The sequence below is a fragment of the Neorhizobium tomejilense genome (assembly GCF_964254135.1).
GTDB classification, from domain to species: domain Bacteria; phylum Pseudomonadota; class Alphaproteobacteria; order Rhizobiales; family Rhizobiaceae; genus Neorhizobium; species Neorhizobium tomejilense.
The window spans coordinates 1680889-1704876 of record NZ_CAXUSO020000002.1 but is presented as its reverse complement, the minus strand read 5'-3'; the positions used below and the strand labels follow the sequence as shown (position 1 = coordinate 1704876).

General features: G+C 59.9%; 22 protein-coding genes and 2 pseudogenes. 16 read left to right on the top strand and 8 right to left on the bottom strand.

Annotated features, from left to right (window positions below; all coding sequences use genetic code 11):
* Window positions 1-167 precede the first annotated feature (167 nt).
* The 10 genes from ACSQ3G_RS30820 (at window position 168) to ACSQ3G_RS30775 (ending at window position 10692) form a co-directional block, all read left to right on the top strand.
* Entirely contained in the window at window positions 168-818 is a 651-nt protein-coding gene (locus ACSQ3G_RS30820) for a response regulator transcription factor (protein WP_436113047.1), read from the top strand.
* Window positions 819-1148: 330 nt separating this feature from the next.
* Entirely contained in the window at window positions 1149-1934 is a 786-nt protein-coding gene (locus ACSQ3G_RS30815; protein ID WP_436113046.1) for an alpha/beta fold hydrolase, read from the top strand.
* A 53-nt stretch (window positions 1935-1987) separates the two neighbouring features.
* Entirely contained in the window at window positions 1988-2746 is a 759-nt protein-coding gene (locus ACSQ3G_RS30810) for an SDR family oxidoreductase (protein WP_436113045.1), read from the top strand.
* A gap of 75 nt (window positions 2747-2821) precedes the next feature.
* Window positions 2822-3235, top strand: coding sequence for a cupin domain-containing protein (locus ACSQ3G_RS30805; RefSeq protein WP_046627748.1), 414 nt, complete (start codon window positions 2822-2824; stop codon window positions 3233-3235).
* Between the two features lie 42 nt (window positions 3236-3277).
* Window positions 3278-3799 (top strand): CBS domain-containing protein, encoded by a 522-nt coding sequence (locus ACSQ3G_RS30800; protein ID WP_436113044.1) that lies wholly within the window; start codon window positions 3278-3280, stop codon window positions 3797-3799.
* Window positions 3800-3822: 23 nt separating this feature from the next.
* Window positions 3823-5313: a mechanosensitive ion channel family protein gene (locus tag ACSQ3G_RS30795; RefSeq protein WP_436113241.1), complete on the top strand. Its 1491-nt coding sequence runs from the start codon at window positions 3823-3825 to the stop codon at window positions 5311-5313.
* Window positions 5314-5563: 250 nt separating this feature from the next.
* Entirely contained in the window at window positions 5564-8203 is a 2640-nt protein-coding gene (locus tag ACSQ3G_RS30790) for a PAS domain-containing protein (protein ID WP_436113043.1), read from the top strand.
* A gap of 30 nt (window positions 8204-8233) precedes the next feature.
* Complete coding sequence (locus ACSQ3G_RS30785) at window positions 8234-8599, top strand: response regulator transcription factor (protein WP_046632222.1); 366 nt, start codon at window positions 8234-8236, stop codon at window positions 8597-8599.
* Between the two features lie 342 nt (window positions 8600-8941).
* Window positions 8942-9910, top strand: a complete 969-nt coding sequence (locus ACSQ3G_RS30780; protein ID WP_436113042.1) for an MBL fold metallo-hydrolase — start codon at window positions 8942-8944, stop codon at window positions 9908-9910.
* 44 nt (window positions 9911-9954) lie between these two features.
* A complete protein-coding gene (locus ACSQ3G_RS30775; protein ID WP_436113041.1) occupies window positions 9955-10692 on the top strand; it encodes a hypothetical protein in 738 nt (245 codons plus the stop codon).
* Window positions 10693-10785: 93 nt separating this feature from the next.
* Here ACSQ3G_RS30775 and ACSQ3G_RS30770 read toward each other — a convergent pair.
* Window positions 10786-11319: pseudogene (locus tag ACSQ3G_RS30770) on the bottom strand (substrate binding domain-containing protein); the annotation flags it as partial.
* On the opposite strand from ACSQ3G_RS30770, the pseudogene ACSQ3G_RS30765 reads away from it, so the two are divergent.
* Window positions 11290-11548, top strand: a pseudogene (locus ACSQ3G_RS30765) (SDR family oxidoreductase); the annotation flags it as partial. The pseudogenes ACSQ3G_RS30770 and ACSQ3G_RS30765 overlap by 30 nt on opposite strands.
* A gap of 53 nt (window positions 11549-11601) precedes the next feature.
* Here ACSQ3G_RS30765 and ACSQ3G_RS30760 read toward each other — a convergent pair.
* The 5 genes from ACSQ3G_RS30760 to ACSQ3G_RS30740 form a co-directional block, all read right to left on the bottom strand.
* A complete protein-coding gene (locus ACSQ3G_RS30760) occupies window positions 11602-11850 on the bottom strand; it encodes a hypothetical protein (RefSeq protein ID WP_046627764.1) in 249 nt (82 codons plus the stop codon).
* 89 nt (window positions 11851-11939) lie between these two features.
* Window positions 11940-12155, bottom strand: a complete 216-nt coding sequence (locus ACSQ3G_RS30755; protein WP_436113040.1) for a hypothetical protein — start codon at window positions 12153-12155, stop codon at window positions 11940-11942.
* A gap of 272 nt (window positions 12156-12427) precedes the next feature.
* A complete protein-coding gene (locus ACSQ3G_RS30750) occupies window positions 12428-13501 on the bottom strand; it encodes an AraC family transcriptional regulator (RefSeq protein WP_436113039.1) in 1074 nt (357 codons plus the stop codon).
* A 138-nt stretch (window positions 13502-13639) separates the two neighbouring features.
* Window positions 13640-14476 carry an alpha/beta fold hydrolase gene (locus ACSQ3G_RS30745; RefSeq protein ID WP_046632741.1) on the bottom strand — a complete coding sequence of 279 codons (837 nt, stop codon included), beginning with the start codon at window positions 14474-14476 and terminating at the stop codon, window positions 13640-13642.
* 650 nt (window positions 14477-15126) lie between these two features.
* Window positions 15127-15330, bottom strand: coding sequence for a hypothetical protein (locus tag ACSQ3G_RS30740; RefSeq protein WP_436113038.1), 204 nt, complete (start codon window positions 15328-15330; stop codon window positions 15127-15129).
* Window positions 15331-15700: 370 nt separating this feature from the next.
* Between ACSQ3G_RS30740 and ACSQ3G_RS30735 the strand changes: the two genes are divergently transcribed.
* Window positions 15701-16027, top strand: a complete 327-nt coding sequence (locus ACSQ3G_RS30735; protein ID WP_436113037.1) for a hypothetical protein — start codon at window positions 15701-15703, stop codon at window positions 16025-16027.
* A gap of 294 nt (window positions 16028-16321) precedes the next feature.
* Here ACSQ3G_RS30735 and ACSQ3G_RS30730 read toward each other — a convergent pair whose 3' ends face one another.
* Together ACSQ3G_RS30730 and ligD are read right to left on the bottom strand one after the other, a co-directional pair.
* Window positions 16322-17095, bottom strand: a complete 774-nt coding sequence (locus ACSQ3G_RS30730) for an SOS response-associated peptidase family protein (RefSeq protein ID WP_436113036.1) — start codon at window positions 17093-17095, stop codon at window positions 16322-16324.
* A 61-nt stretch (window positions 17096-17156) separates the two neighbouring features.
* Window positions 17157-18221 (bottom strand): non-homologous end-joining DNA ligase, encoded by a 1065-nt coding sequence (gene ligD, locus ACSQ3G_RS30725; RefSeq protein ID WP_436113035.1) that lies wholly within the window; start codon window positions 18219-18221, stop codon window positions 17157-17159.
* On the opposite strand from ligD, the gene ACSQ3G_RS30720 reads away from it, so the two are divergent.
* The 4 genes from ACSQ3G_RS30720 (at window position 18220) to ACSQ3G_RS30705 (ending at window position 23978) form a co-directional block, all read left to right on the top strand.
* Window positions 18220-18411: a hypothetical protein gene (locus ACSQ3G_RS30720; protein WP_436113034.1), complete on the top strand. Its 192-nt coding sequence runs from the start codon at window positions 18220-18222 to the stop codon at window positions 18409-18411. The two genes, ligD and ACSQ3G_RS30720, sit on opposite strands and share 2 nt — an antisense overlap.
* A 92-nt stretch (window positions 18412-18503) precedes the next feature.
* On the top strand, window positions 18504-19256 hold the full coding sequence (locus tag ACSQ3G_RS30715) for an ImuA family protein (protein WP_436113033.1): 753 nt from the start codon (window positions 18504-18506) through the stop codon (window positions 19254-19256).
* Complete coding sequence (locus ACSQ3G_RS30710) at window positions 19177-20688, top strand: Y-family DNA polymerase (protein ID WP_436113032.1); 1512 nt, start codon at window positions 19177-19179, stop codon at window positions 20686-20688. Before ACSQ3G_RS30715 ends, ACSQ3G_RS30710 begins: the two co-directional genes overlap by 80 nt.
* On the top strand, window positions 20685-23978 hold the full coding sequence (locus tag ACSQ3G_RS30705) for an error-prone DNA polymerase (RefSeq protein ID WP_436113031.1): 3294 nt from the start codon (window positions 20685-20687) through the stop codon (window positions 23976-23978). Before ACSQ3G_RS30710 ends, ACSQ3G_RS30705 begins: the two co-directional genes overlap by 4 nt.
* Window positions 23979-23988: the final 10 nt, after the last annotated feature.

The window sequence follows — 23988 nt, the reverse complement described above, 5'->3', positions numbered from 1 at the left end:
AAAACGCGGCCGCTCGGGTAGATGGGGATGTAGAGCAATGAAGGATACAATCGTCCTAGAAGGCAGCGGTGCTTCTCACTCGCTGTTGCCCATTCAGCCGGGAGACGATTCGGTTGGCGGGAGACGCTTCGTGAAGCCTGTTTCCCGCCTTTTCGAGAGGTGATCCGATGGACACCTTAACCGTCACTGCGGATAGTCCATTGGTCCTCGTCGTCGACGACGACGAAGACGTTCGCAACTCCCTTCAGGAACTTATGGAATCTGTCGGGCTTGATGTCGTCTGTTTCCCGTCGCCCCGGGAACTGTTGAGCGCCGGTCTCCCCGATCGGCCCGGCTGCCTGGTGCTAGATGTCCGAATGCCCGGCGCGAGTGGTCTTGACTTGCAGCATCAACTCTCGTCGCGCGGAATTACGAAACCCATTGTCTTTCTCACAGGATACGGCGACATTCCGATGACAGTGCAAGCCATGAAGGCCGGCGCCGTCGATTTCCTGACGAAACCGGTGCGCGACCAGACGTTGTTGGACGCCGTGATTGCGGGCATTCAGCGGGACGTGGAGCAGAGGGCGCAGGCGGAGAACATCCATCAGCATTCCAGCCGGTTCGCGACGCTGACGCCGCGCGAACGTCAGGTGCTTCGTGAAGTTGCGCGCGGCCGCCTCAACAAGCAAATCGCTTTCGAGCTCGGCATCAGCGAGATCACGGTAAAACTCCACCGCAGCAATGTAATGCGTAAGATGCGGACTATTTCTATCGGCGAACTCATTCGCGCCTGGGATTCATTGCCTTCCAGTCTTCGCGAGACGCCGCAGGCTTGAGCCTGCGCAATACTGTCCTCACAACCAAAAGCTGCTCCCCGAGGCGATTGGTCTTGGCGCGTCAGCGCCGTACGCCCCTTCCTTCGCCATCTGACACGACCCGGAAAGCTGGGATTGTCTTCGAGCTTTAGCCGCCGATTACTGGCGAGGCATGAGGCCCTCCCTTTCCACGGGGGCGGTTGCCCTGAGTTCAGGCGGGATAACCTAATCACCCGATCTATCCTACCTGTACTCTGGGACTAGATGGTCGATGCCTCTGTTCGATAGGCTGGCGGCCCGGCGTAGCGCATTCTCCTGACCAGTCGAAGAGGCTTTAACAGGAGACATAAGATGCGCGATATCATCAAAACTCTGTCGCTTGCCGCAATGGTGGGTACGGCAGTTGCAGCATTCGCACATGCCGCGGAACCGCCCGCCAAACCGACGATCGTGCTGGTGCACGGCGCATTCGCCGGCTCGTCGAGCTGGAACGGTGTTATCGGCGCGCTTGCCAAGGACGGTTATACGGCGATCGCCGCTGCCAACCCGCTCCGCAGCGTCGCCAGCGATGCCGCGACTGTCGCAGGTGTCCTCCGCTCGATTTCGGGACCGGTGGTGCTGGTCGGTCATTCATACGGCGGGCCGGTCATCACCGAAGCGGCGAACGGAAATTCGAATGTAAAGGCTTTGGTCTATGTCTCCGCTTTCGCTCCGGAGGCCGGTGAATCAAGCGCGAGCCTTTCGGGAAAATATCCCGGCAGCACGCTGGCGGACGCTTTGACTACGACTGCGCTGCCGGGCGGCGGGCAGGACCTCTACATTCGACGGGACCGCTTCCACGATCAGTTCGCCGCCGATGTGGCCGAAGACGAGGCGCGGTTGATGGCAGCCACCCAGCGCCCAATCACGCAGGCCGCGTTGGCCGAACCGTCGGGCGCCGCCTCCTGGAAGACGCTGCCGTCCTACTCCATTTACGGTTCCGCAGATCGCAACATCCCGCCAGCCGTGCTGAGCTTCATGGCCAAGCGCGCGCATGCGTTGAAGACCGTCGTCATCGAGGGCGGTTCGCATGCCCTGACGGTGTCACATCCCAAGGAAATAGCCTCTCTAATCGAGGAAGCAGCCTCGGCGGAATAACGCCGGCAGCAGACCCGCAACTCAATATCAAACTTGAAACCAGGAGATAGGACATGAAGATCGTCGTAATTGGAGGCACGGGCCTCATTGGTTCGAAAACCGTCGAACGGCTTCGCAAGAAGGGACATGAGGTGCTTGCCGCATCTCCAAATTCGGGCGTGAACACAGTGACTGGAGAAGGTCTTGCCGGAGCTCTGGCCGGTGCCGAGGTGGTTATCGATCTGGCGAACTCGCCGTCCTTCGACGAGAACGTCGCAATGGAATTCTTCGATGCAGCTGGTCGCAACCTCTTTGCGGCGGAAAAGGCCGCAGGCGTTCGTCATCATGTCGCGCTGTCGGTGGTCGGCACAGATCGTATGCAGGCGATGGGATATTTCCGAGCCAAACTGCGTCAGGAAGAGCATATCCGCAGCTCAGGAGTGCCATACACAATCGTCCATGCCACCCAGTTCTTCGAGTTCGTGGGTGCCATCGCCCAGTCGGCAACCGAAGGAACGAGTGTTCGCGTGCCGACGGGCGCTTTTCAGCCGATCGCAGCGGACAATGTCGCCGACGCCATGGCTGACGCCGCTCTAGCTAAACCGGCGAACGGTATGATCGAGATCGCCGGGCCCGAGCGCGCGCCAATGAATCAATTCATTGAGCGCTACCTCAAGGCCACCAATGATCCGAGAACCATCCTCGCCGATCCGCATGCCCGCTATTTCGAGGTCGAGATCGACGACCGGACACTGGTTCCGGATGCCGGCGCCCGCCTTGGCGCGATTCGCTTCGAGGACTGGCTCCAGTCCCCTGCCGCCCAGAAAAAGTAAGCGGCTCACTCGCAAATTCCTCCCGGCTTCACCGGTCTCTCAGGGCCGGCAAGCCTCATTTCCCAGGAGACGAAGATGATCAGGACATTTCTTTGCGCGACGGCTCTCGTATTTGCCTCCGCGGCTGCGGTTTCGGCGGATGATGACCACAGCGATGAGAAGGTAACGGTGGTCTACGACCAGCCACTGCCCAACGTGCCCGGTAAGAGCATGAAGGGCGTGCTTGTCGAATATGCGCCCGGCGGCTCCTCGCCCGCTCACACGCATCCCAAGTCCGCCTTCATTTACGCGACGGTTCTGGAAGGAGCGATAACCAGCAGGGTCAATGGTGGGCCGGTGACGGTCTACCATGCCGGCGAGAACTTTTCCGAGTTTCCCGGCGACCATCACGCCGTTAGCGAAAATGCAAGCAAGACGGAGCGTGCTCGCCTCCTTGCCGTGTTCGTCGTCGACACGAACGAAACCAATCTGACGACCTACGAAAAGTAAACTCGAACGGGAAAGGCGGTTCTCGCCTGAATAAATGACGGAATGGCGCCCCTAGCCGGCGCCATTCCGGTTCCGATTACAGTTGATACCGACATGTCCGGCTGTGCCCGCGAGCGCCGTCAGGAGGAAATCATGCGCATCGAAAAGCTCTATCCCATGACATCGGCCCGCCTGATGGTGATCGATGTCGCCGCCACACTGCAGGCTGCCGCCCTGACGCTTTCCAACCCGGGGATTGGACTTGTGGTGGTCAGCGAGGGACACGGAAAGGCAGCTGGGGTACTCAGCAAATCCGATCTTATTCGCCATCTTGCCGACCGCGAGCCGAATGCAAGCGTCGAGGCGCTGATGAGCCGCAACATCATTTCCTGCAGCCCGGCAGATGAACTACAGGCGACATGGCAGGTCATGGTGGAAAACCGCATCCAGAACATGCCGATCCTTGGCGCAGACGCAAAGCCGCTCGGCGTTCTCGATATCCGCGACGCCCTGAAAGTTCTCTTCGAGCAGGAGCAGTTGCAGGAACATATGCTGGCGAATTACATCGCCGGCATCGGCTACTGACCTCCGAATACGGGACGATCATCATGCTTCAGGCATATGTGGGTGAAATCGCCGCCGCGCCGCTCGCATGGCTGATCATTCTAGGTTTGACCGGGATGGCCGTTTGGAAGCTCATCGGTCCGTTGCACTCCAACCTGCGGCTCGTGGTGCAGATCGTCTTTTTCACGGCCATGACCTCCGTCCTCTTTCTCGAAGATATTCCGCTCGGTGAATCCCAAGGCCTGCGGATCGGCGACGAGCGTGCCGTGTTCATCGTTTTCGGCCAATTGCTGTGGTGGCTCCATCTCTCCTGGGCCGTCATCGGGTTCGTGCGCATCTATCTTGTATTGGAAGGTCGGCCCCGCGAGGCCCGCCTGCTGCAGGACATTGTCGTCGGCGTCGTCTACATGTGTGTCACGCTTGCCGCCCTGGCTTTTGTTTTCGGCGCTCCTGTCGGAACGCTGATCGCGACGTCCGGCGTCATCGCCATTGCGCTTGGTCTTGCCCTTCAGAATACACTCGGCGACGTCTTTTCCGGTGTCGCCCTTAATCTCGGGCGTACCTTTGCGCTAGGCGACTGGATTCTCCTTGAAGACGGCACGGAAGGACGAGTTACAGCAAGCACCTGGCGCTCGACGCAAATTCTGACGGGCGCCAACAACATCGTCGTGGTGCCTAACAGTGTCCTTGCCAAGCTGAAGCTGACCAATGTCAGCCGGCCCGATGAAACGCATCTCCTAAAGATGACAGTACGGCTGGTCCCGACGCACGCACCCTCAATTGTCGAGGAGGCCATGTTGACGGTTCTGGCCGGCTGCAATTCAATCATCCGCGAGCCACCGCCACTGGTCTCGTTCGGCGGCCTCGATGCCACCGCGCTGGAAATCCGTCTTTTTTTCCGCGTGAGCAATCCACTTCTGAGAATAAGGGCTCAAAACGAGGTGATCGATCGAGTCTACCGTCATTGCCGATCGTCCGGGCTGCATCTTGCGATGCCGCCCTCGGCGATCGCCATCATGGACGGAACTTACTTGCAGGAAATCTCTGAACCTCCTGAAGCGATACTGCAGGAGGTTGTCGATGAAAATCCGATCCTCTCCAGGCTGACGCGATCCGAAAGAGAGAAATTGGCTCAGTCGGGAATCGAGCGCGAATATCGGGAGGGTGACGTCATCGTCGCCCAGGAACAGGCGCTACCTTGGATGATGATCATCCGCACCGGCGTCGTATCGATGCAGCACGAGGAGCAGGAAAAAAGACGCCTTTCCTCGGGCGATTTCTTTGGGGAAACCGGCCTTCTGGTGGGAACGGAGGAGGCCTACACGCTGCAGGCCCTGACGCGCGTCACTGCTTACGAGATCGACCAGAAGAGTTTTGCGCAGCTGATCGCCGAACGACCGGCAATAGCCGAGGAGATCGCGGCAATGCTATCCTCGGGTTCTGGCGACGTCGGCGATCTACGGCTTGCAGAAGAGAAACACGAGCGGACTGCCACCGCTTTTCTGAAGTCAATTCGGACGATCTTCAGCAGCTGAATATGGAGAGCACGGCGGGCCGCAAGATCCCGGCATTGCCTCTTTGCGCCGCACTTGGATCGGATATCTGCTGGCAGTTACGGTATGCTTAGCCACAATCGTAAGCTGAATCGGCCTGCGGATCTTCGCCCTATCCTTCGGAACAGGTGTTTTTGTTGCAAGCTCCCATATACCGTCCCTGGTGGAGAGGCCGTGGCATAGTGTCAAGCGAACCATGGTGATCTCAAATGAAATGGGATCGGGTTGAGACATGTCGAAGTCCGCCGGAGCTTCGGGGATGGGTAGAAGTGGGGGATCGGCAAGTTCCCCCGATATCGATGCCGTACAGGCGGCAAAGATCGTCGAGCGGATCACCGGCAATGCCTGGGCAACCGATGCCGGCGGCAATTTTATCTATGTGACGCCGGCGGCACTCGCCTTTTTCGGCACGAGCCTGGAAAGCCTCAATGCGCAGCCGGAAGAACATACGCTTGGCTGGAAACATGTGATCCATCCTGAAGACTACGATGCGGCAGCTGCGACATGGCGCCGTTGCTTGCGGACGGGGGAGCATTACAACGTCGAGCACCGGATGCTGCGGGCGACTGGTGTGTATGGCTGGGCGCGCAGCACGGGACAGCCGGTACGCGACAGGGATGGTTCGGTAGCCGGATGGTACGGCACGGTGATCGATATAGCCGTCCCGTCGCGCCCGAACGACTGCGACGACCGACTTGCCGATCAACCCGCGCAGGATCCACGTCTATCAATGGACGCGGTTCATCCACACGACAGGCCAGCCGTGGAGCAGGCAGCGGCGCGAGCCTTCTTTCACGGCATTCCTCAGGTTAGCAGTTATCGGCAGCTCCAGGAGGATGGCAGCTACCGCTGGATCGAATTCCTCGTGGAGCCGGACTACAGCATCAGCGTCGATGTCGACCCGGCAGTAGCGCGGCAAGACGAGCCATGGACGATGGCAAGCTCGTTCGGCGAGACGGGCGACGCGGTTCAAGCCGCGCTTGCCATCGAGAAACTCTATGGTGGTGCCTGGGCGATCGACACCATCGGGCAATTCACCTACGCAACCCCCACGGCCCAGACCTCGATCGCGATGACGCTTGAGGACCTCAACGTTCTCCTGGACGGAAAGCCTTTCCTCGAAGGCGGTAGGCAAGGCTGGCAGCGCGGCGCGCATCCCGACGACAGCGAAAGGGCAGGAGAAACGCTGCGCCGCGCGCTCAAGACGGGCGAGCACTGGAATTTCGAATATAGGGTCCTGCGCGCCAACGGCGCCTTTGTCTGGCATCGGGCCGCGGCCCGCCCGACGCGCGATGGGCAAGGGCGTATCACCGGATGGTATGGAACAGCATTGGATATTGACGTGTATAAAAAAACCGAGGCGGCACTCCGAGAACGCGAACGGCAGTTGCAGCAGCTCATCGACACCGTGCCGGCATTGATCTGGAGTACGATGGCGGATGGAACGCCAGCCTTTGTGAACAAGCGCTTCACGGAGGTGACAGGGGCTAGGCTTGAAGACATGACGGCACCGGATGGCTCGGCTTCGCTTGGCGTTGTGCATCCCGATGATAGGGCGGCGGCCCGCGAGGCCTTTCTGCATTCGGTGAGAACAGGCATCCCATACATTAGGCGATACCGCCAACGCCGAGCCGGCGGCACCTATCGCTGGACTGAAACGCGGGCGGAACCATCGCGCGATGAAGCAGGCACGATCATCCAATGGTATGGTGTGAGTTCCGATATCCATGATCTCATAACCAGCCAGGAGGCGTTGCGCGAAAGCGAGCAGCACCTCCAACAGCTGGTCGAAACGCTGCCTGCGCTGATTTATTGCGCTCTGCCAAATGGCAAGCCGATCTATCGCAGCCAGCGTCTTCGCCAATATCTCGGCTTCAACCTCGAAGACACGGATGATCTGGGAAAATCCCGGCTGGACGGGACGCTCGACGCTGTTATCCATCCTGATGACCTTGCGTCCGTGAAGGAGCAGTATGCTCATTCGCTTGCTACCGGCGATCCGTATTTGCTGAGGCATCGGCTGAAGCGCTTCGACGGTGTGTATCGGTGGGTGGAGACCCGGGCCTCAGCCATGCGCAACGGCGACGGCGAGATTGTGCAATGGAATGGCATTTGCCTCGATATTGAGGATCAGGTGCGTGCGCAGGAGGAGCTTAGCCGTGCCCAGGAAAATCTCGCCCGCTCCAGTCAGGCGGCAAGCTTAGCGGAGTTGTCGGCGTCTATTGCGCATGAGGTGAATCAGCCGCTTGCAGCCGTCATGAATTATTCCAGCGCCTGCCAGCGCTGGCTCACGGCCGAGCCGCCGAATATCGAGCGTGCCCAGAAAACGCTGGATCGCATCGTCCATAGTGCCAATTCCGCGGCCGATGTCGTCAGCCGCATTCGCGCTCTCTTCAAGCAATCGACGGACAAACGGGATAGCACTGAGCTCGGCGCCGTCGTCAGACAGGCGCGTGACCTGCTTGCGGAGGAGGCAGCGCGGCGGCGCGTCCGCATGGATATCGAAGGCGAGAGTGGTCTTCGGCTCGTTCCGTTCGACCGGGTGCAGATCCAGCAGGTGTTGGTCAATCTGATGCGTAACGGCATGGATGCGATGGCTTCCGTGCCAAACGAACGTGTCCTTCAGATCCGCGCTTTTCGCGCGGGCGATATGGTGCGGATAGAGGTCAGCGACAGGGGCCGGGGTATCCAGTTCCCTGACAAGATCTTCGAGCCCTTCTTTACGACCAAGGACCAGGGCATGGGCATGGGCCTCGCAATTTCCCGCTCGATCGTCGAAGCGCATGGCGGGCAGTTATGGGCGGAAAAGAATGAACCGCACGGCGCGAAAATCGTTTTCACACTGCCGCTCGACGTGGCGAAGATGCCATGACCCAGTAGCCGGCACAGGAGGTAAGACGATATGAACAAGCCTGTGGTAGCGATCGTCGACGACGACCCAAGGGTGCTTGCTTCATTGGTGGAACTCCTGGAGTCGGCCGGATATGAAATCCGCAGCTTCATATCGGGAGAGGCATTGCTCGCTTCCGGTCTTAAGGGGGTGGATGTGTTGATCACCGATATCGGCATGCCCGGTCCCGATGGGTTCGAACTGCGCGACCTTGCCAGGCGGGAGAACCCGCAACTTCCCGTATTCCTGATCACCGGGCGGCACGAGATAACGGACAGAGACCGAGCCAGAGGCATTGGCGGTTTTCTGCGAAAACCCTTTGATGGACATGCTCTGCTTGCTGCCGTTCGTGACGCGCTGGGCGAGCGGCAGGGCTGAGGGCTGGGGTTTCCATCGTTTTTCTGGTCACGAGATCACGGCTGTCTTACCGTGGACGTGGCCGGTCCGATTGGCCCAGGCATCGGCTTGGAGCGTCTGTTTGTTAAATCAGCGATTACCGCTCGTTCAACTTCTGTCCTCACAACATCTGCGTCTTGATCCTCATGACGGCGAAGCCATAACTTAATCCTCGCTCTCATAGACGAACGGGAGAGCATACCCTGTTCTTGGGTGTAGCCCTCCCTCTCCCTAGGCTCAATCGACCGCCATGAAGCGCCCCAATACACTCCTTCGCATGGTTCGTGCCCCCCACGTTCCAATCCCGCACAACAGGAGCGCGCTATGACGCAGGCAGAAGCAAATCCCCCCATGATGGATCGGCCGGAGACAAAAATGAATATAGAGAACACTTCACGCTCCGGCAGGCCGGCAACTGAAGAACTTGTTCCGTCGCGTTATGCGGTGAACATTGGCGAGATAGAAGTGCTGGTAATCAGCGATGGCGTGCTGCCCCTTCCGACCAAGATGTTGGGCCACAATGCCGACGCCGCAGAACGCGCTGTCTGGCTGGACAGTATGTTCCTGCCGCAGGAAGCTTTCGACTGGGCGCTGAATGCGGTTGTCGTGCGCAGCGGCACACAGGTCATCCTCATCGACGCCGGCCTGGGGCTGGATCCCGAATTGAACCTCCCGCGGGCCGGGCAGCTGGTCAAGCGACTGGAAAGCGCCGGCATCGATCTCGGGTCGGTGACCGACGTGGTTTTGACCCACATGCACATGGATCACGTCGGCGGGCTGCTCGTCGATGGCGTGAAGGAGCGGCTACGTCCCGACCTGCGGATTCACGTTGCCGCAGCCGAGGTTAAATTCTGGGAAGCACCTGATTTCTCGCGCGTAAACATGCCTCCCGGCTTCCCGGATGCGCTTCGGGCGACGGCCAAACGGTTCGCCAAGGAATACCACAACCAGCTGCGCCTTTTCGATGAGGAACAAGAGGTGGCTCCGGGCGTCGTCGTCTCCCGCACCGGTGGCCACACGCCGGGGCATAGCGTGGTCCGCGTCGCTTCCGGGAAAGACCGGCTGATGTTTGCAGGCGATGCCGTCTTTGCGGTCGGATTCGAGCACCCCGGCTGGTTCAATGGCTTTGAGCATGACCCCGAGGAAGCTGCTCGCGTTCGCGTTCGGCTTTTGCGGGAGCTTGCGGCGACCGGCGAACTGCTGGTAGCCACCCATATGCCATTCCCGTCGGTCGGGCATGTCGCCGTCGACGGCGACGCCTTCCGTTGGGTTCCGGTTTTCTGGGACTACTGACGGCCTATCGGCGACTGCATGCGATCTGACATTCAGAAGATCGCATGCAGCGTTCCGTCGCAATATCGCATCAACGGATGCGTGCACGGCGCGATCATCAATACTACCGCGAAAGTTGCAGAAAGGGTGATGACATGACTGCGATGGAAACGCGCATAGTCGCCGGTATTTCAGTTCCTCACAGCCGGCTAGTAGAGCGCGCGATAGAGCACGCGCACCATGCCTACGAGCCCTATCTCTTCAATCATGTCATGCGCTCGTGGCTTTTTGCGGTAAAGCTCGCTGAACTGCAGAACGTCGCCCATGACGCCGAAGTGCTCGCCGTGGGCACGCTGCTGCATGACATCACCCTCAACGATCGATTTGCGGGGCCTCGCCGCTTCGAAGTGGAGGCAGCCGATCTTGCCCGAGATTTTGCGACGGACGCGGGGCTCGACGGACGGCGCGCCCAGTTGATCTGGGACAGCGTTGCGCTCAACTCGACGCCTTCGATCGGGCTCTACAAGGAGGCCGAAGTGGGCCTTTGTACTACCGGCATCTGTTTTGATGTGGTCGGCCTGAAATATAGCTTCATCCCATCATCTGACGTGCGGGCGATCGTTGCCGAATTCCCGCGGCTCGGAATGAAGCGAAAAATGACCTCTTGTTTCTGCCACATCGCGAAAACGCAGCCGGAAACCACCTATGACAATTTCGTGCGGGACTTCGGTGAGCGTTTCGTTCCCGGCTATACGATTCCTTCCTCGGTCGATCTCGTTGCAGCTGCTCCCTTCGACGAGTGACTGGCATTCTTGCGGCCCGGTGCAGAACGGCACTACGCCCATCTAGCACGGCGACGAAGGACCGGGCAGGACAGCGGTTATCTCCCGCCCAAATTACAGGTTGGCGAGGGCTCTGGCTTCACCGGCTATATAATCCCCAAATAGTCTTACACGCGCCGGAACAGTCCGCCCATAAGCATGCAGTAGGCTAAGCGGCAGCTTTGGAAGTGCGATTTCCGGTGCGAGATCGACCAGCGTTCCGGCTCGCAACTCGTCCACAACGAGGCATCGCAGAAGATAGGCAGCGCCGAGCCCGCTCAATGCAGCATGGATCAAGGCCCAGCCTGTGTCGCAATCGACCCGTCCCCTTGGAATGAAAATCGTGCCGTCCGCAAGTCGGACAGGCTGCACCGCACCATTCATGGTGTAGCGCGCAAAAGGCAGGTCGGGGAGGTCTTCTACTGATCGCCTGGTCACTTCAAGAAAAGCCGGGGAGGCGACGATCGCCATTGGTAGATCCACCAGGCGGCGGACAATCAGGTCCTCCTGCATCGGCGCGCCGGCGCGCAGGACGACATCGTAGTCCTCCCGAACCAGATTGATGAAACGATCGGTCAGGCGATCGAGCTCAAGCAACGGAAGATCCGCGTGAATGTGCTGAGTCCGGGACCGGTAGAAACCGCCATCTTCGGCAAGTTGGGCATTTCAAAAGCCGATCGCCCGGCGTTCGAGGACTACATGGCATCCCCATATCCCTGCGGGGCGGATGGGGCGTCCGGAGGAAGTCGCCCGCGCGGCCCTGTTCCTCGCTTCGGCAGCGGGAAGTTTCGTCAACGGTGTCGAATTGCATGTCGATGGCGGCATGACGGTGGCCTGAAGGATTGAAGCAGCCAACCCCTGGGGTTGGCTGCTCAGGGCGATTAGAGTTCCTCAGTTTGGACGCTGAACTCCTTCATAGTAATCGCCGCTATCGATGGTCTTCTCGTCCGGGAGACGGCCGTAAACGGGAGCTGTGTGCGACACCGAACCGGTATAGTTCCGGTCGACCGGCGGGCGGCGCTGTTGCCTGACGGCATTCTTCTGGGCGCCTTCGTAATAATCTCCCTCTGCGTAAGTAACACTGGCGAAGCCTGCTGCGGCAATCAGTACGAGAGCGAAAGTGGTTTTGAGGGTTGGCATGGTTGATCTCCTTCAGAGTCGTCCGAGGTGCTAGGTTGCGACCTCACCTGCGGAATGTTTCGGTGGATTGCATGAGCTGCGATACGGAGTTAGTTGATGCCTTCGTCGCCCGGCTTTCGATTGTCGCGAGACGTATGAGGACGAACTGCGGCGGGTTTTCCTGAGCTGGCAGCGACTGCAGCAGTCGTGAGTGCCGACCGGCCAGACGGTTCACGATGCCCCTTGCCGAAATCGACGGGCGTTCCGACGAGGACCGACGAAACGAGCAGTCCGGACAGAGCGTAGAGAGTGGCTTCTCTCAGCATGTCATTCTCCTTTTGAGTTTACATCCGTATTCGAGTGACGGAGTCCATCGCTTATCGTAGCGTGCACATCGGCTCTGAAAGTAGTGCTGGACTGCTTCCTGAGCTGAACACCATCACGAATGGAATGTCGGTGAATCTAGATGATAGGTAGGGTTAATTACTGTCGGTTCATCATCGGATCTCCTGAGGTGTGGTTGTTGATACTCAAAAAATACTGCAAAGGAGATGTCGATGACATTTCAGAGTTGCTCGGAATGTTGAGGGATTGCGGTCTATCCTGCCGCCCGTCGCCATTCGCCGGGGGTCAGGCCTGTATGGCGCTTGAAGGCCACACAGAAGGCGGTGAGGGTCCCGTAACCGAGCACGCCTGCGATATCCGTGATCTGCATCATGGGGTCCCGCAGCATGGCCATGGCCTGTTCCATCCGCCTACGGCGCAACCATTCGTAGGGCGTCATCCCGGTGCTTTTCTTGAACGCGCGGCAGAAATGAAAGCGGGAAAGGTTGGCCGCTTCAGCGAGCGCGCCGAGCGAAAGATCCGTCTCCTTTTCAGACGACAGCCGCTCGAGGGACATCCGCAAAATCCCCGGCGCAAGGCCGCCCGAGGCTTTTTCTAACGCCTCGCAAACGCCTACATGGGTTTTCACGAGATGGATGGCGATCAGGCTTGCAAGCTGCTGACGATAGAGCCCGTCCAAGCTGGTGATGCCGCTAGACGACTGGTGCGCCATCCTAAGCAGGGTCGCCATCACGTTGTCCTGCTGCGCCGTACTTTCGATCAAGGATCGACCTTCCCCAGGGCATTCGCGGGCCACCCGATCAAGGAGATCCGGCGAGAGATAGAGTTGCACGATGTCCATCGGGCCATGAATATCCCAGCGTGAGGTCGATCCTGCCGGGATGAAGGTTATGCTGCCTTGGCGTCCCATACCTGCCGCGTATGCCTTTCCGGAGCGGCGCTCCAGCCGCTGCATAGCTCCGAGATAGGTCATGATCACGTGATCCGACATTGGATGCACGACGTCGTGGAACGGGTTGTGTTTCCATCGGGCGAGCCGGGTATCAAAGGGATCGTCGATACGGAAGCATTCCACCGGGGCGGTACGCAGGACGCGCTCCATTTCGCGGTCCGGTGACACATGTCCCTCCTGCGGCCTGGCATTTGCCATCACATCAGGAGGAACCGCCTGAAATTTGAAAGGAGCCATTGCTTCAATCCCTCCAGCGAACTCGTCATCGAGAACGTGAAAGGACGATAGGATGCTGTGACCGGTGACGATATTGCCCGCTGGAGTATGCCGATCTGTTCCGGCGAATGGACCGTTCTTGGCAATTGCCGTGTTCAACGCCGACTATCTGAGGAAACATCCTGTGCTCAGGGATAGCTTTCGCAACCGAATTGAGTGGCTGGCCGCTACTTTTGAAATGTCAAAAAAAGAGCCGGGAAGCGGCGCTGGCGGCGGATAGCGCCGCTTCCCAACCGACTACCGCTCGATAAAGGCGAGCAGGTCGGCGTTGATGATTTCGGCATGCGTCGTGCACATTCCGTGCGGCAGGTTGGGATAGAGCTTAAGGGTGGAGTCCTTTAGAAGCTTGGCCGAGAGCGGCGCGGAGTCGGCGACCGGCACGATCTGGTCGTCATCGCCATGCATCACAAGCGTCGGCACGGTGATCTTCTTGAGATCTTCAGTGAAGTCCGTTTCCGAGAACGCCCTGATGCCGAGATATTGCGCGTTGGCGCCACCCATCATCGACTGGCGCCACCAATTCTGGACGACCGTTTCGATCTTTTTGGTGCCTTCCCGATTGAACCCATAGAAGGGGCCGCTTGCGAGATCATAGTAAAATTGGGCGCGGTTTGCAGCAAGCTGTGCACGCAGGCCGTCGAAGACTTCGATTGGCAATCCGCCGGGATTCGCCTTGGTCTTGACCATGACCGGCGGCACAGCGCCGATTAGCACCAGCTTTGCGACGCGTCCGTCAGGCTGGCCGTGCTTGGCGACATAATGTGCCGCCTCGCCGCCGCCGGTCGAGTGCCCGATATGAATGGCGTTTCGAAGATCGAGGTGCTTGGCGACTGCAACAAAATCTGCCGCATAATGATCCATATCGTGGCCGTCGCCGACCTGGCTGGAGCGGCCGTGGCCCCGCCGGTCGTGAGCGATCACGCGATATCCCTTGCTGAGGAAGAAGAGCATCTGGGTGTCCCAGTCGTCGGCGGAAAGCGGCCAGCCATGATGAAAGACGAGCGGCTGAGCGGTCTTCGGGCCCCAGTCCTTGTAAAAGATCTCAACGCCATCGGAAGTGATTACGTAGTTCATGTCACTGCTTTCCTTGTTGGGTTGATTGCTTTTGGAGGCGGCGGTTCGGCCCGCGGCGGCGGCGGGCATAGCCGCCAGAACCGAGGCGGAAAGACCTGCAATCAGCACGCTGCGCCGGAACGCATGCGGTGGCGCGAAAAGATGCTCGCTTGTATTCGATGAATCCGAGAAAGAATTTCCGGTCATGATTTTCTCCGTGTTTGATGTATCCACGGGAGATGTCTTACCCAAGCGCGAGAACCCGGGACCTTTCGGAATTGCGCTGCGCGTTGCGGAATTGCTGTCCTTTTCACGGCACGGCTCCAGGAGATTTTCAACTCTCTTCGGGCGACATGGTGCGGCCGAGCCAAGGCCAGCTGATGCCTCTCGTCGGCACAACCATGCCTAGTGAAGGGAGCGGAGCTGGCAAAACAAATTGCTGAGCAGTATCCAGAGATCCAAGTGGTCTTTGCGCCGAAGTGTCGTATGGCGAAGGCGCTGACTTGGCGCGGCTGGCCGAGGGTATTGACGTTATTATAGATTGATGCGCGCAAGCCGGCTTTTTGCCGGCTGCCTTTGACGGCATGCGGCTGGCTTGATGAGGAGTTAGCAGAGGCAGCCCGCCCGTCGTCTCGAACATGTGCCGCTGGATGTCGCTCTGCTTTAACCGGCTAACGCGGTGGCGGCTCTTCGAGAAGCTGGATTAAAGTCAGGCTGGTGAAGAAGATCACCGACGCGGTGGTCGTAAGCGCGCATTGCAGCACGTCGTTGGCATGTTTCAGGTGCCGGGCTGGAATGTCGATGCTGGCGCTCGTTTCCGGCACCGATCTCAGCTTTTCGTGGTGCACCAGCTGACGTGCATATGGGTAAGTCATACTCGCCGCGCCCAACTTCTCCCGCTTCATGCTTCGGGCTCGGCTGCACGACCAACCGAATTCGAAGTCTGCCAATGCCCGACAAATTTACCGTCCGGGAGTCTTCACCTCACCCCGCGAAGAGTTCATTGCCACCTCAAAGCAGCGGCGCGCTTGTGCAGCCGTCGAAGCTCACTATCTCTGGCATAACCCCGAACTGGAGCATCGTTATGGATCGAAGCGCGACCGAAACGCTGTCGGAATCCTATATTGAAATTCTTCCGCCGGACCGCGATGAAACGTGTGCACCGGATGCAACGACATGTCCGTGCTGTCGAAGGTTACGTCCGGCTTCGAGCATGGATGACGATGGCTGCGGCATATGCGACGAATGCCTGGCACCATGACCGCCGGCGGCAAAAGACCTCCATCGGTTCAGGCGACATTCGAAGACGCGCTGGCGAAATTGCCGGAGGGCTATGTCGACGGATATTTTGCTAATCGATCGTGGGGCGTTACCGTCAAGCGGTCGGAGGATGGCAAACGAACATGGCTTTATGGCGAGGAACTTGGCGGAACCGGGATCGTCAGCTTCAACCTCTATCGATTGGCGGGATCGGGGCCGACACTGAAGCCGTACGAAATGTCCTCCGCCAAGGTGATCGAATTTGTTCTCGGTTTCGAGCCCAGCAGAGAGAAGGTGGCACCTCGACCATAATGGCCGAAGACAAGCGCGATTTTCATGGTGCATTGCAGCAAGCGCATGGCTGCACTGCGGTCTGAGCGCTGGCGGTCGGGGCAGCCTCTGGTATCTTCAAATCAACGAAGCAATGCACCTCCTCCCGCAGAGCTTCGTGTTTCAGGCGACCCACTTCTCCTCCCAAGGGGAGCCTGACGGAACAGCGGCGCTCCCCCTCCCAGCCGTTGTTCGATCTTTTGGAAAAGCCTGCCGCACCTCCTCCCGCGGCAGGCTTTTTCGTTTTCCGATCCATTCAAGCTTTGAGTTCAGCTGTCAAAGCAGAATGCCCTGTTCCACCGGCTCTCCGGATTTCGATACGATCGTGGAGCCGTACGGTTCGCGGGACGAGATGATCAGCGCATCATTCGGTAACGGACCGGCCAGCTCCTTGGCCTCTTCCCAGGGCGCCCGCATCCAGGTGTCTGTCTCTTCCTTGGTCAGCAACAGGACAGGCATCGCCTTTTCATGGATCGGCTTCACCAGGTCGTTGGGATCCGTGGTCAAAAACCCATAGAGATCGTCAGTGGTCAGGCCGTCCCTGATCTTTCGGACACTCTGCCATTGCGGCACATGGAGACCGGCAAAGAACATCAGCGGCTTACTTTCATCGCGGGCAAACCAGGCGTTGGGCACGTTGCCGCCAACCACCTGGCTGGCTGGATCCGGTTCCGCGAAACTGGTGACCGGGACGAGACATCTGTTTTCGACACCGAACCATCGCTTCCAGTGCGGAAAACTGAGCTTGCGCACGTTGGTCGTGCCGCGGTCAGCTTCCATGCGGATCAGCTCTTCAAGATCGAATGGCTTGCCCTTGGCCGCAAGTTTCTCGGCCTTGGCTTTGGCCGCCTTCTCAAGCGCGAAGCGCGGCGAGGGCAGTCCCCAGCGCGCATGGACCAACTGCTTCTTGCCGTCGGCGGTGTTGCGGACGATCGGCCCCATCTGATCAGGGTTCATCTGGTAGGCCGGCATCAGGTTGATCAGGCTTTCAGCGTCCTGGGCCCATTTCGCGACCCAGTCCTTGTCTTCCATGCGATACAAGTTGCACATGCTGGATATCCACTCCGCCGAGCTCGAATGGTGACCAATCTAGCGGATGGTACTGAATTCGCTAGTCGAGCCGGAAGACGTCGGCATTATCCTGGCGTTCTCGCAAGCCCTTGTAGGATGGATGACGGAGTTTGCCGTCCGATGTCCAGGCGCGAAACTCGATCTCAGCAATCAGGGTCGGCTCGACCCAGACAATATCGGCGCTTCCGGAATAGGGCAGGGGCGGTTGCTTTCGCTTCCATCGCAGCGTGTCCAGCATCTTCCGTAACCTGATCGCCTCAGCTTCCTTGAAGCCCGTCCCGACGCTTCCAACGTGGAGGAGATCGCCATCGCGGTAGGCGGCGAGCACCAACGAGCCGAAGCCGGCAGGTGATGCTGACGACTTCTCATAACCGACAATGAAGAAGGCCTCGCTCTGGATGCATTTGATTTTCACCCAATCCCCGGTCCGGCCCGAGCGATAGGGCCGATCGAGGTGCTTGCCGACGATGCCTTCCAGCCCGAGGCGGCAGACATGCTCAAGCAGGACAGCGGGTTCAGCATCGAGTGTTTCCGATAGCCGAACGGCGCCGACCTGGTCATTGTTTGGGTCGTTCAACGTGTCCTCGAGAAGGTGTCGGCGAGACCGGTATTCGACACCGCGCAAATCGTGGCCATCAAGGTAGATAAGATCGAAAGCGTAGAGGACGGCGTCGGACGCACGGTTGCCAGCTTGTTTGCCGGATGCCCCCAGCGATTGTTGCAGCAGCCCGAAATCCGGCCGCCCCTCATCGTCGAGCACCACGGCTTCGCCATCGATGATCATCGTCGCCGGCCCGAGCGCTCGGGCCGCTTGCTCTATGGCCGGAAACCGGTGCGTCCAGTCATGGCCGCCACGCGTAAGGATCCGGATTCCTTGCGGCTCGATGTGAACGGCAAGGCGATAGCCATCCCATTTCAGCTCCCAGCTCCACTCATTGCCCTTTGGGGGATGGGACTTCAATTGCGCCAGCGCAGGCTCGACGCGCTCAGGCATGGGATCGAACAGCAGCTGTGGTTGGGCCGGATTTCGCTTGCCTCGCGGCCGGGAACGGATCGGGGCCTCGGCGTCACGAAGGAGGGGTTTTGATCTCGGAGGCTTCGGCATGCCGACAGTTCAGCAGAAAAATCTTAAAAACACTGTGACGATGCCGACTTGTCCCCGCAATTCACACAAAGGGATTAGCGCCCGCAAACACTCGGAAAAAAATCCGCGGGCCGCTATCGGGCTGATTCCCTTCGGTATTCTGCTGATTCCTAATGTTCAGGATAATATTCCCATCCCTCCGGTTGCTTGACTCCTCCGTTGGGTCGGAACAGAAAGAGAACATCTGCATTCTGTCTGACATGACGTCGGCCGCCAACACGGCCTTGAAGGGAGCCGTGAACGATGACTGCTGCCCGTGAAAGGGTGATTTCCGACCTGCGCGAACGCATCACTTCGCTGGAGGGCGTGTCAGCCAGAAAGGCTGGCTGTCTGTCCTTCGGCGTGCCGGAAATCGATGCGGTCCTGCCGGGAGGTGGTCTGGCTTATGGCGCGTTGCACGAATTAGCCGGCGGCGGGTCGGGCACGGTGGATGGTGCGGCGGTGGCCCTGTTTGCGGCGGGGATAGCAGCGCGGACCAAAGGTCCGATCGTCTGGTGCCTGACGCGTCCCGATCTCTTTTTTCCTGCACTCGCCCAGGTCGGACTGCATGCTGACAGGGTGATCTTCGTCGAGTCCGACAAAGAAGAAGACGTGCTCGCCAACATGGAGGAGGGGCTGTCCTTTGGTGGGCTCGGCGCCGTCGTCGGTGAACTCGTTCGCCTGCCGATGGTCAGCTCGCGCCGCCTGCAGCTGGCGGCTGAGCGGACAGGCACCATGGCGCTTGCCGTCCGACGCTGGCGACGGCAGACGGAGGCCAATGATTTCGGGCAGCCGACGGCATCGACCACGCGGTGGCGGGTCAGCGTGATGCCGTCGGAGGAATTGCCGGTGCCGGGCGTTGGGAGGGCCCAATGGTTGCTGGAACTGATGCGCGTGAAAGCGGGTGAATGTGCTGAGTTTCTCGTGAGGGCGTGCGATGACAAGGGTTGTCTCGATCTATCTTCCGGATCTGCCGACGGATCGCATTCGTCGCGCCGATCCGTCTACTCCTCCTGAACAGGCAATCGCCGTGATCGCCAGGAGCGGCTCGAAACGCTGGGTGTCGGCCGCCGACGCCGCCGCCCGAAAAGCCGGCGTGCATGTCGGCATGCCGGCGGCGAAAGCACAGGCGCTGTTCCGCGGCCTGATGCTGGTCGATGCGGATCCTGTAAAGGATGCCGCAGCGCTTGAGCGCATTACCCTTTGGGCGCTGACGCTCTATTCGCCGATCGTCGCGGTCGATGGGATCGACGGGATCATCATGGACACAGAGGGTGCCGACCACCTGCAGGGCGGCGAGCTCGCAATGGTGACGAAGATCGCCAATCAGTTCCTGGCAAAAAAACTCACCGCCCGTGTCGCGATCGCCGACACCTGGGGTGCAGCGCATGCCTGCGCCCGTGCCATCAGCCGCGAGACGGTTATCGTGCCGATTGGTGAGACCGCGCGTGCCGTCGAAAAGCTGCCGATATCGTTGCTGCGCCTTCCCGGGAAAGTCGTCAGCGATCTGCGCACGCTTGGATTCCAGACCATCGGCGAATTGGCCAATACGCCGCGCGCGCCGCTGACGCTTCGTTTCGGTCCGGAGATTGGCCGGCGGCTCGACCAGATGTTCGGCCGCGTCTGCGAGCAGATCGATCCGATCCGTACCCCTGAGCTCATCGAGGTGAGCCGCGCCTTCGCCGAGCCGATCGGTGCTGCCGAAACCATCAACAAATATGTCGGCCGGCTGGTCGTGCAACTGATCGAGGAGCTGCAAAGGCGCGGCCTTGGTGTTCGGCGCGCCGACCTGATCGTCGAAAAAGTTGACGGTTCGCGGCAGGCAATCCGCGCCGGAACGGTGAAGGCGGTGCGCGATGTCGCCTGGCTGACGAAGCTGTTCCGCGACCGGACGGAAAAGATCGAGCCCGGCTTCGGGATCGAGAAGCTGACCCTGGCCGCCGTCATGGCCGAGCCGCTGGAGGAGCGCCAGAAATCCTCCTCGCTGGTCGAGGAGGAAGTGAAGGACGTCACACCGCTGATCGATATCTACGGCAACCGCGGCCAGCGTGTGTATCGGGTAGCACCCGTTGCCTCCGACGTGCCGGAGCGCTCCGTCCAGCGGATCGGTCCTGCTGCCGATCCGGTAGAGGTCACCTGGGTCAGTCATTGGCGCCGGCCGGTTCGGCTGCTGGCGCGTCCGGAGCTGATCGAGGCCATCGCCTTGCTGCCGGACCGCCCGCCGGTCTCGATCACCTGGCGCGGCAAGCGGCGGAAGGTCAAGCGGGCCGATGGTCCTGAGAGGATTTTTGGCGAGTGGTGGCAGCGCGGCGCTGAGATGGAGGCGGTGCGGGACTATTTCGTCATCGAAGACGAGGCCGGCGAGCGTCTCTGGGTGTTTCGCTCCGGTGATGGAATCGATCCTGAAACCGGAAGCCACCGCTGGTTCTGCCATGGGATCTTCGCATGAGTTATGCCGAGCTGCAGGTCACGACCCATTTTTCCTTCCTGCGCGGTGCCAGTTCGGCGCAGGAACTGTTCGAGACCGCCAAGGCTCTCGGCATCGAAGCCCTCGGCGTTGTCGACCGCAATTCGCTTGCCGGAATTGTCCGGGCGCTTGAAGCATCGCGCGCCACGGGATTACGCCTCGTTGTCGGTTGCCGGCTCGATCTGGCCGACGGCATGTCGGTGCTGGTCTATCCGACGGATCGCCTTGCCTATGCCCGGCTGACCCGCCTGATCACGCTTGGCAAGTCGCGCGGCGGCAAGAACAACTGTATCCTGCACTGGGACGACGTCGTCGCATACAATGACGGCATGATCGGCATTCTTGTGCCGGACCTGCCGGATGACACCTGCGGGACCCAGCTGCGCAAGATGGCCGAGGTGTTTGGTGATCGCGCCTATGTGTCGCTTTGTCTGCGGCGTCGGCAGAACGACCAGCTGCGGCTGCATGAGATTTCCAATCTTGCGGCGCGGTTCAAGGTGCGGACGGTCGTCACCAATGATGTCCTTTTCCACGAACCAGGTCGCCGGCAGTTGCAGGACATTGTCACCTGCATCCGTACCCGCACCACAATCGACGAGGTTGGTTTCGAGCGCGAGCGCCACGCCGACCGATACCTGAAGCCGCCGGAAGAAATGGAGCGCCTATTTCCGCGCTACGGGGAGGCGCTCGCACGGACGATGGAGATCGTCCGTCGCTGCACTTTCTCGCTCGAGGAGCTCACCTACCAATATCCGGAGGAGGCGATCGTACCGGGCAAGGATGCTCAAGGATCGCTGGAGCACTATGTCTGGCAATGCGTGCCCGATCGCTATCCCGAAGGCCTGCCGCCTGACGTTCTGAAGACAGTGCGGCACGAGCTCGATCTGATCAAGACGATGGAATACGCCCCGTATTTCCTGACCGTCTTCTCGATCGTGCGCTATGCGCGGTCTGAAGGTATTCTTTGCCAGGGGAGGGGTTCTGCCGCCAACAGCGCCGTCTGCTACATTCTCGGCATCACCAGCATCGATCCCTCGACGAATGATCTTCTGTTCGAACGCTTCGTATCGCAGGAGCGTGACGAACCGCCTGATATCGATGTCGATTTCGAGCACGAGCGGCGCGAAGAGGTGATCCAGTGGATTTACCGCACTTATACCAGAGAAAAGGCAGCGCTCTGCGCCACCGTGACCCGCTATCGGGCGCGCGGCGCGATCCGCGATGTCGGCAAGGCACTTGGTTTGCCGGAGGACGTGATCAAGGCGCTGTCGTCTGGCATGTGGTCCTGGTCGGAGGAGGTCTGCGATCGCAATGTCCGCGAGCTCAATCTCAATCCAGACGACCGGCGTCTTGTGCTGACTTTGAAGCTCGCACAGCAATTGATGGGCGCGCCACGGCATCTCGGCCAGCATCCGGGCGGGTTCGTCCTCACCCATGACAGGCTCGACGATCTCGTGCCGATCGAGCCGGCAACGATGAAGGACCGTCAGATCATCGAATGGGACAAGGACGACGTCGAAGCCCTGAAATTCATGAAGGTGGATATCCTGGCGCTTGGAATGCTCACCTGCATGGCCAAGGCCTTCGATCTGATCCGCGAGCACAAGGATCGGGATCTCGATCTCTCGAAAATCGAGCAGGAGGATCCTGCGACCTATGCGATGATCCGCAAGGCCGATACGCTCGGCACGTTCCAGATCGAAAGCCGCGCCCAGATGGCGATGCTGCCGCGGCTGAAACCCCGAACCTTCTATGACCTCGTGGTGCAGGTGGCCATTGTCCGGCCCGGTCCGATCCAGGGGGACATGGTGCATCCCTATCTTCGCCGCCGCGAAGGCAAGGAGGCAGTCGAATATCCGACGCCCGAGCTGGAAGCGGTGCTCGGCAAGACGCTCGGCGTGCCGCTGTTTCAGGAGTCGGCGATGAGGGTGGCGATGGTCTGCGCCGGCTTTACCGGCGGCGAGGCCGACCAGCTGCGCAAATCGATGGCGACCTTCAAGTTCACCGGCGGCGTCTCGCGGTTCAAGGACAAGCTCGTGTCCGGCATGGTGAGGAACGGCTACACGCCGGAATTTGCCGAAAAGACCTTCTCCCAGCTCGAAGGCTTTGGCTCCTATGGTTTCCCGGAGAGCCATGCGGCGTCGTTCGCGCTGATCGCCTATGCGTCGAGCTATATCAAATGCCATTATCCGGAAGCCTTCTGCGCGGCGCTCATCAATTCGCAGCCGATGGGTTTTTACGCGCCGGCGCAGATTGTCGGCGACGCGAGAGCCCACGGCGTCGAGGTGCGGCCGGTCTGCATCAATCGGTCCCGATGGGACTGCACCCTGGAGCGGATCGGGAGCAGTGATCGGCATGCTGTCCGGCTCGGGTTTCGGCAGGTGAAGGGATTGGCGGTCGCTGACGCCGCGCGGATCGTCGCCGCGCGCATGGGCAATGCCTTTGCCTCGGTTGACGATATGTGGCGCCGATCCGGCGTGCCATCGGAGGCGCTCGTCCAGCTCGCCAAGGCGGATGCCTTTCTGCCGTCGCTGAAGCTTGAGCGCCGGGATGCGCTCTGGGCGATCAAGGCGCTGCGCGACGAACCCCTGCCGTTGTTTGCCGCTGCGGCCCACCGGGAAATGGCTGCAATCGCCGAGCAGCAGGAGCCGGAGGTGGCACTTCGGCAGATGACGGACGGGCATAACGTCATTGAGGACTACAGTCATACCGGGCTGACATTGCGGCAGCATCCGATCGCCTTCCTGCGCAAGGATTTATCAGTGCGCAACATCATCACCTGTGCCGAGGCGATGAATTCGAAGGACGGGCGATGGGTCTACACTGCCGGACTTGTCCTGGTTCGGCAAAAGCCGGGATCGGCCAAGGGCGTCATGTTCATCACCATCGAGGACGAGACCGGGCCTGCTAACCTCGTCGTCTGGCCGACGCTGTTCGAAAAACGCCGGCGGGTCGTTCTCGGATCCTCGATGATGGCGATCAATGGGCGGATCCAAAGGGAAGGGGAGGTCGTGCATCTTGTCGCCCAGCAGTTGTTCGATCTGTCAGGCGACCTTGTGGGCCTTGCCGATCGTGACGAAGAGTTCAAGCTGCCGGCCGGCCGTGGTGATGAATTTGCGCGGGGAGGTGGGCCGGATCCGCGGGATCAACCGAAGCCGGTTATAGCCGCGCGCGACATGTTCGTGCCTTTATGCCGAATTCGGCATAAAGGCACTTATCCCGAGCCCAATACTATGCCGAGCCCATTCCCTAAAGCCCGAGATTTCCGGTAAACCAAGCTCA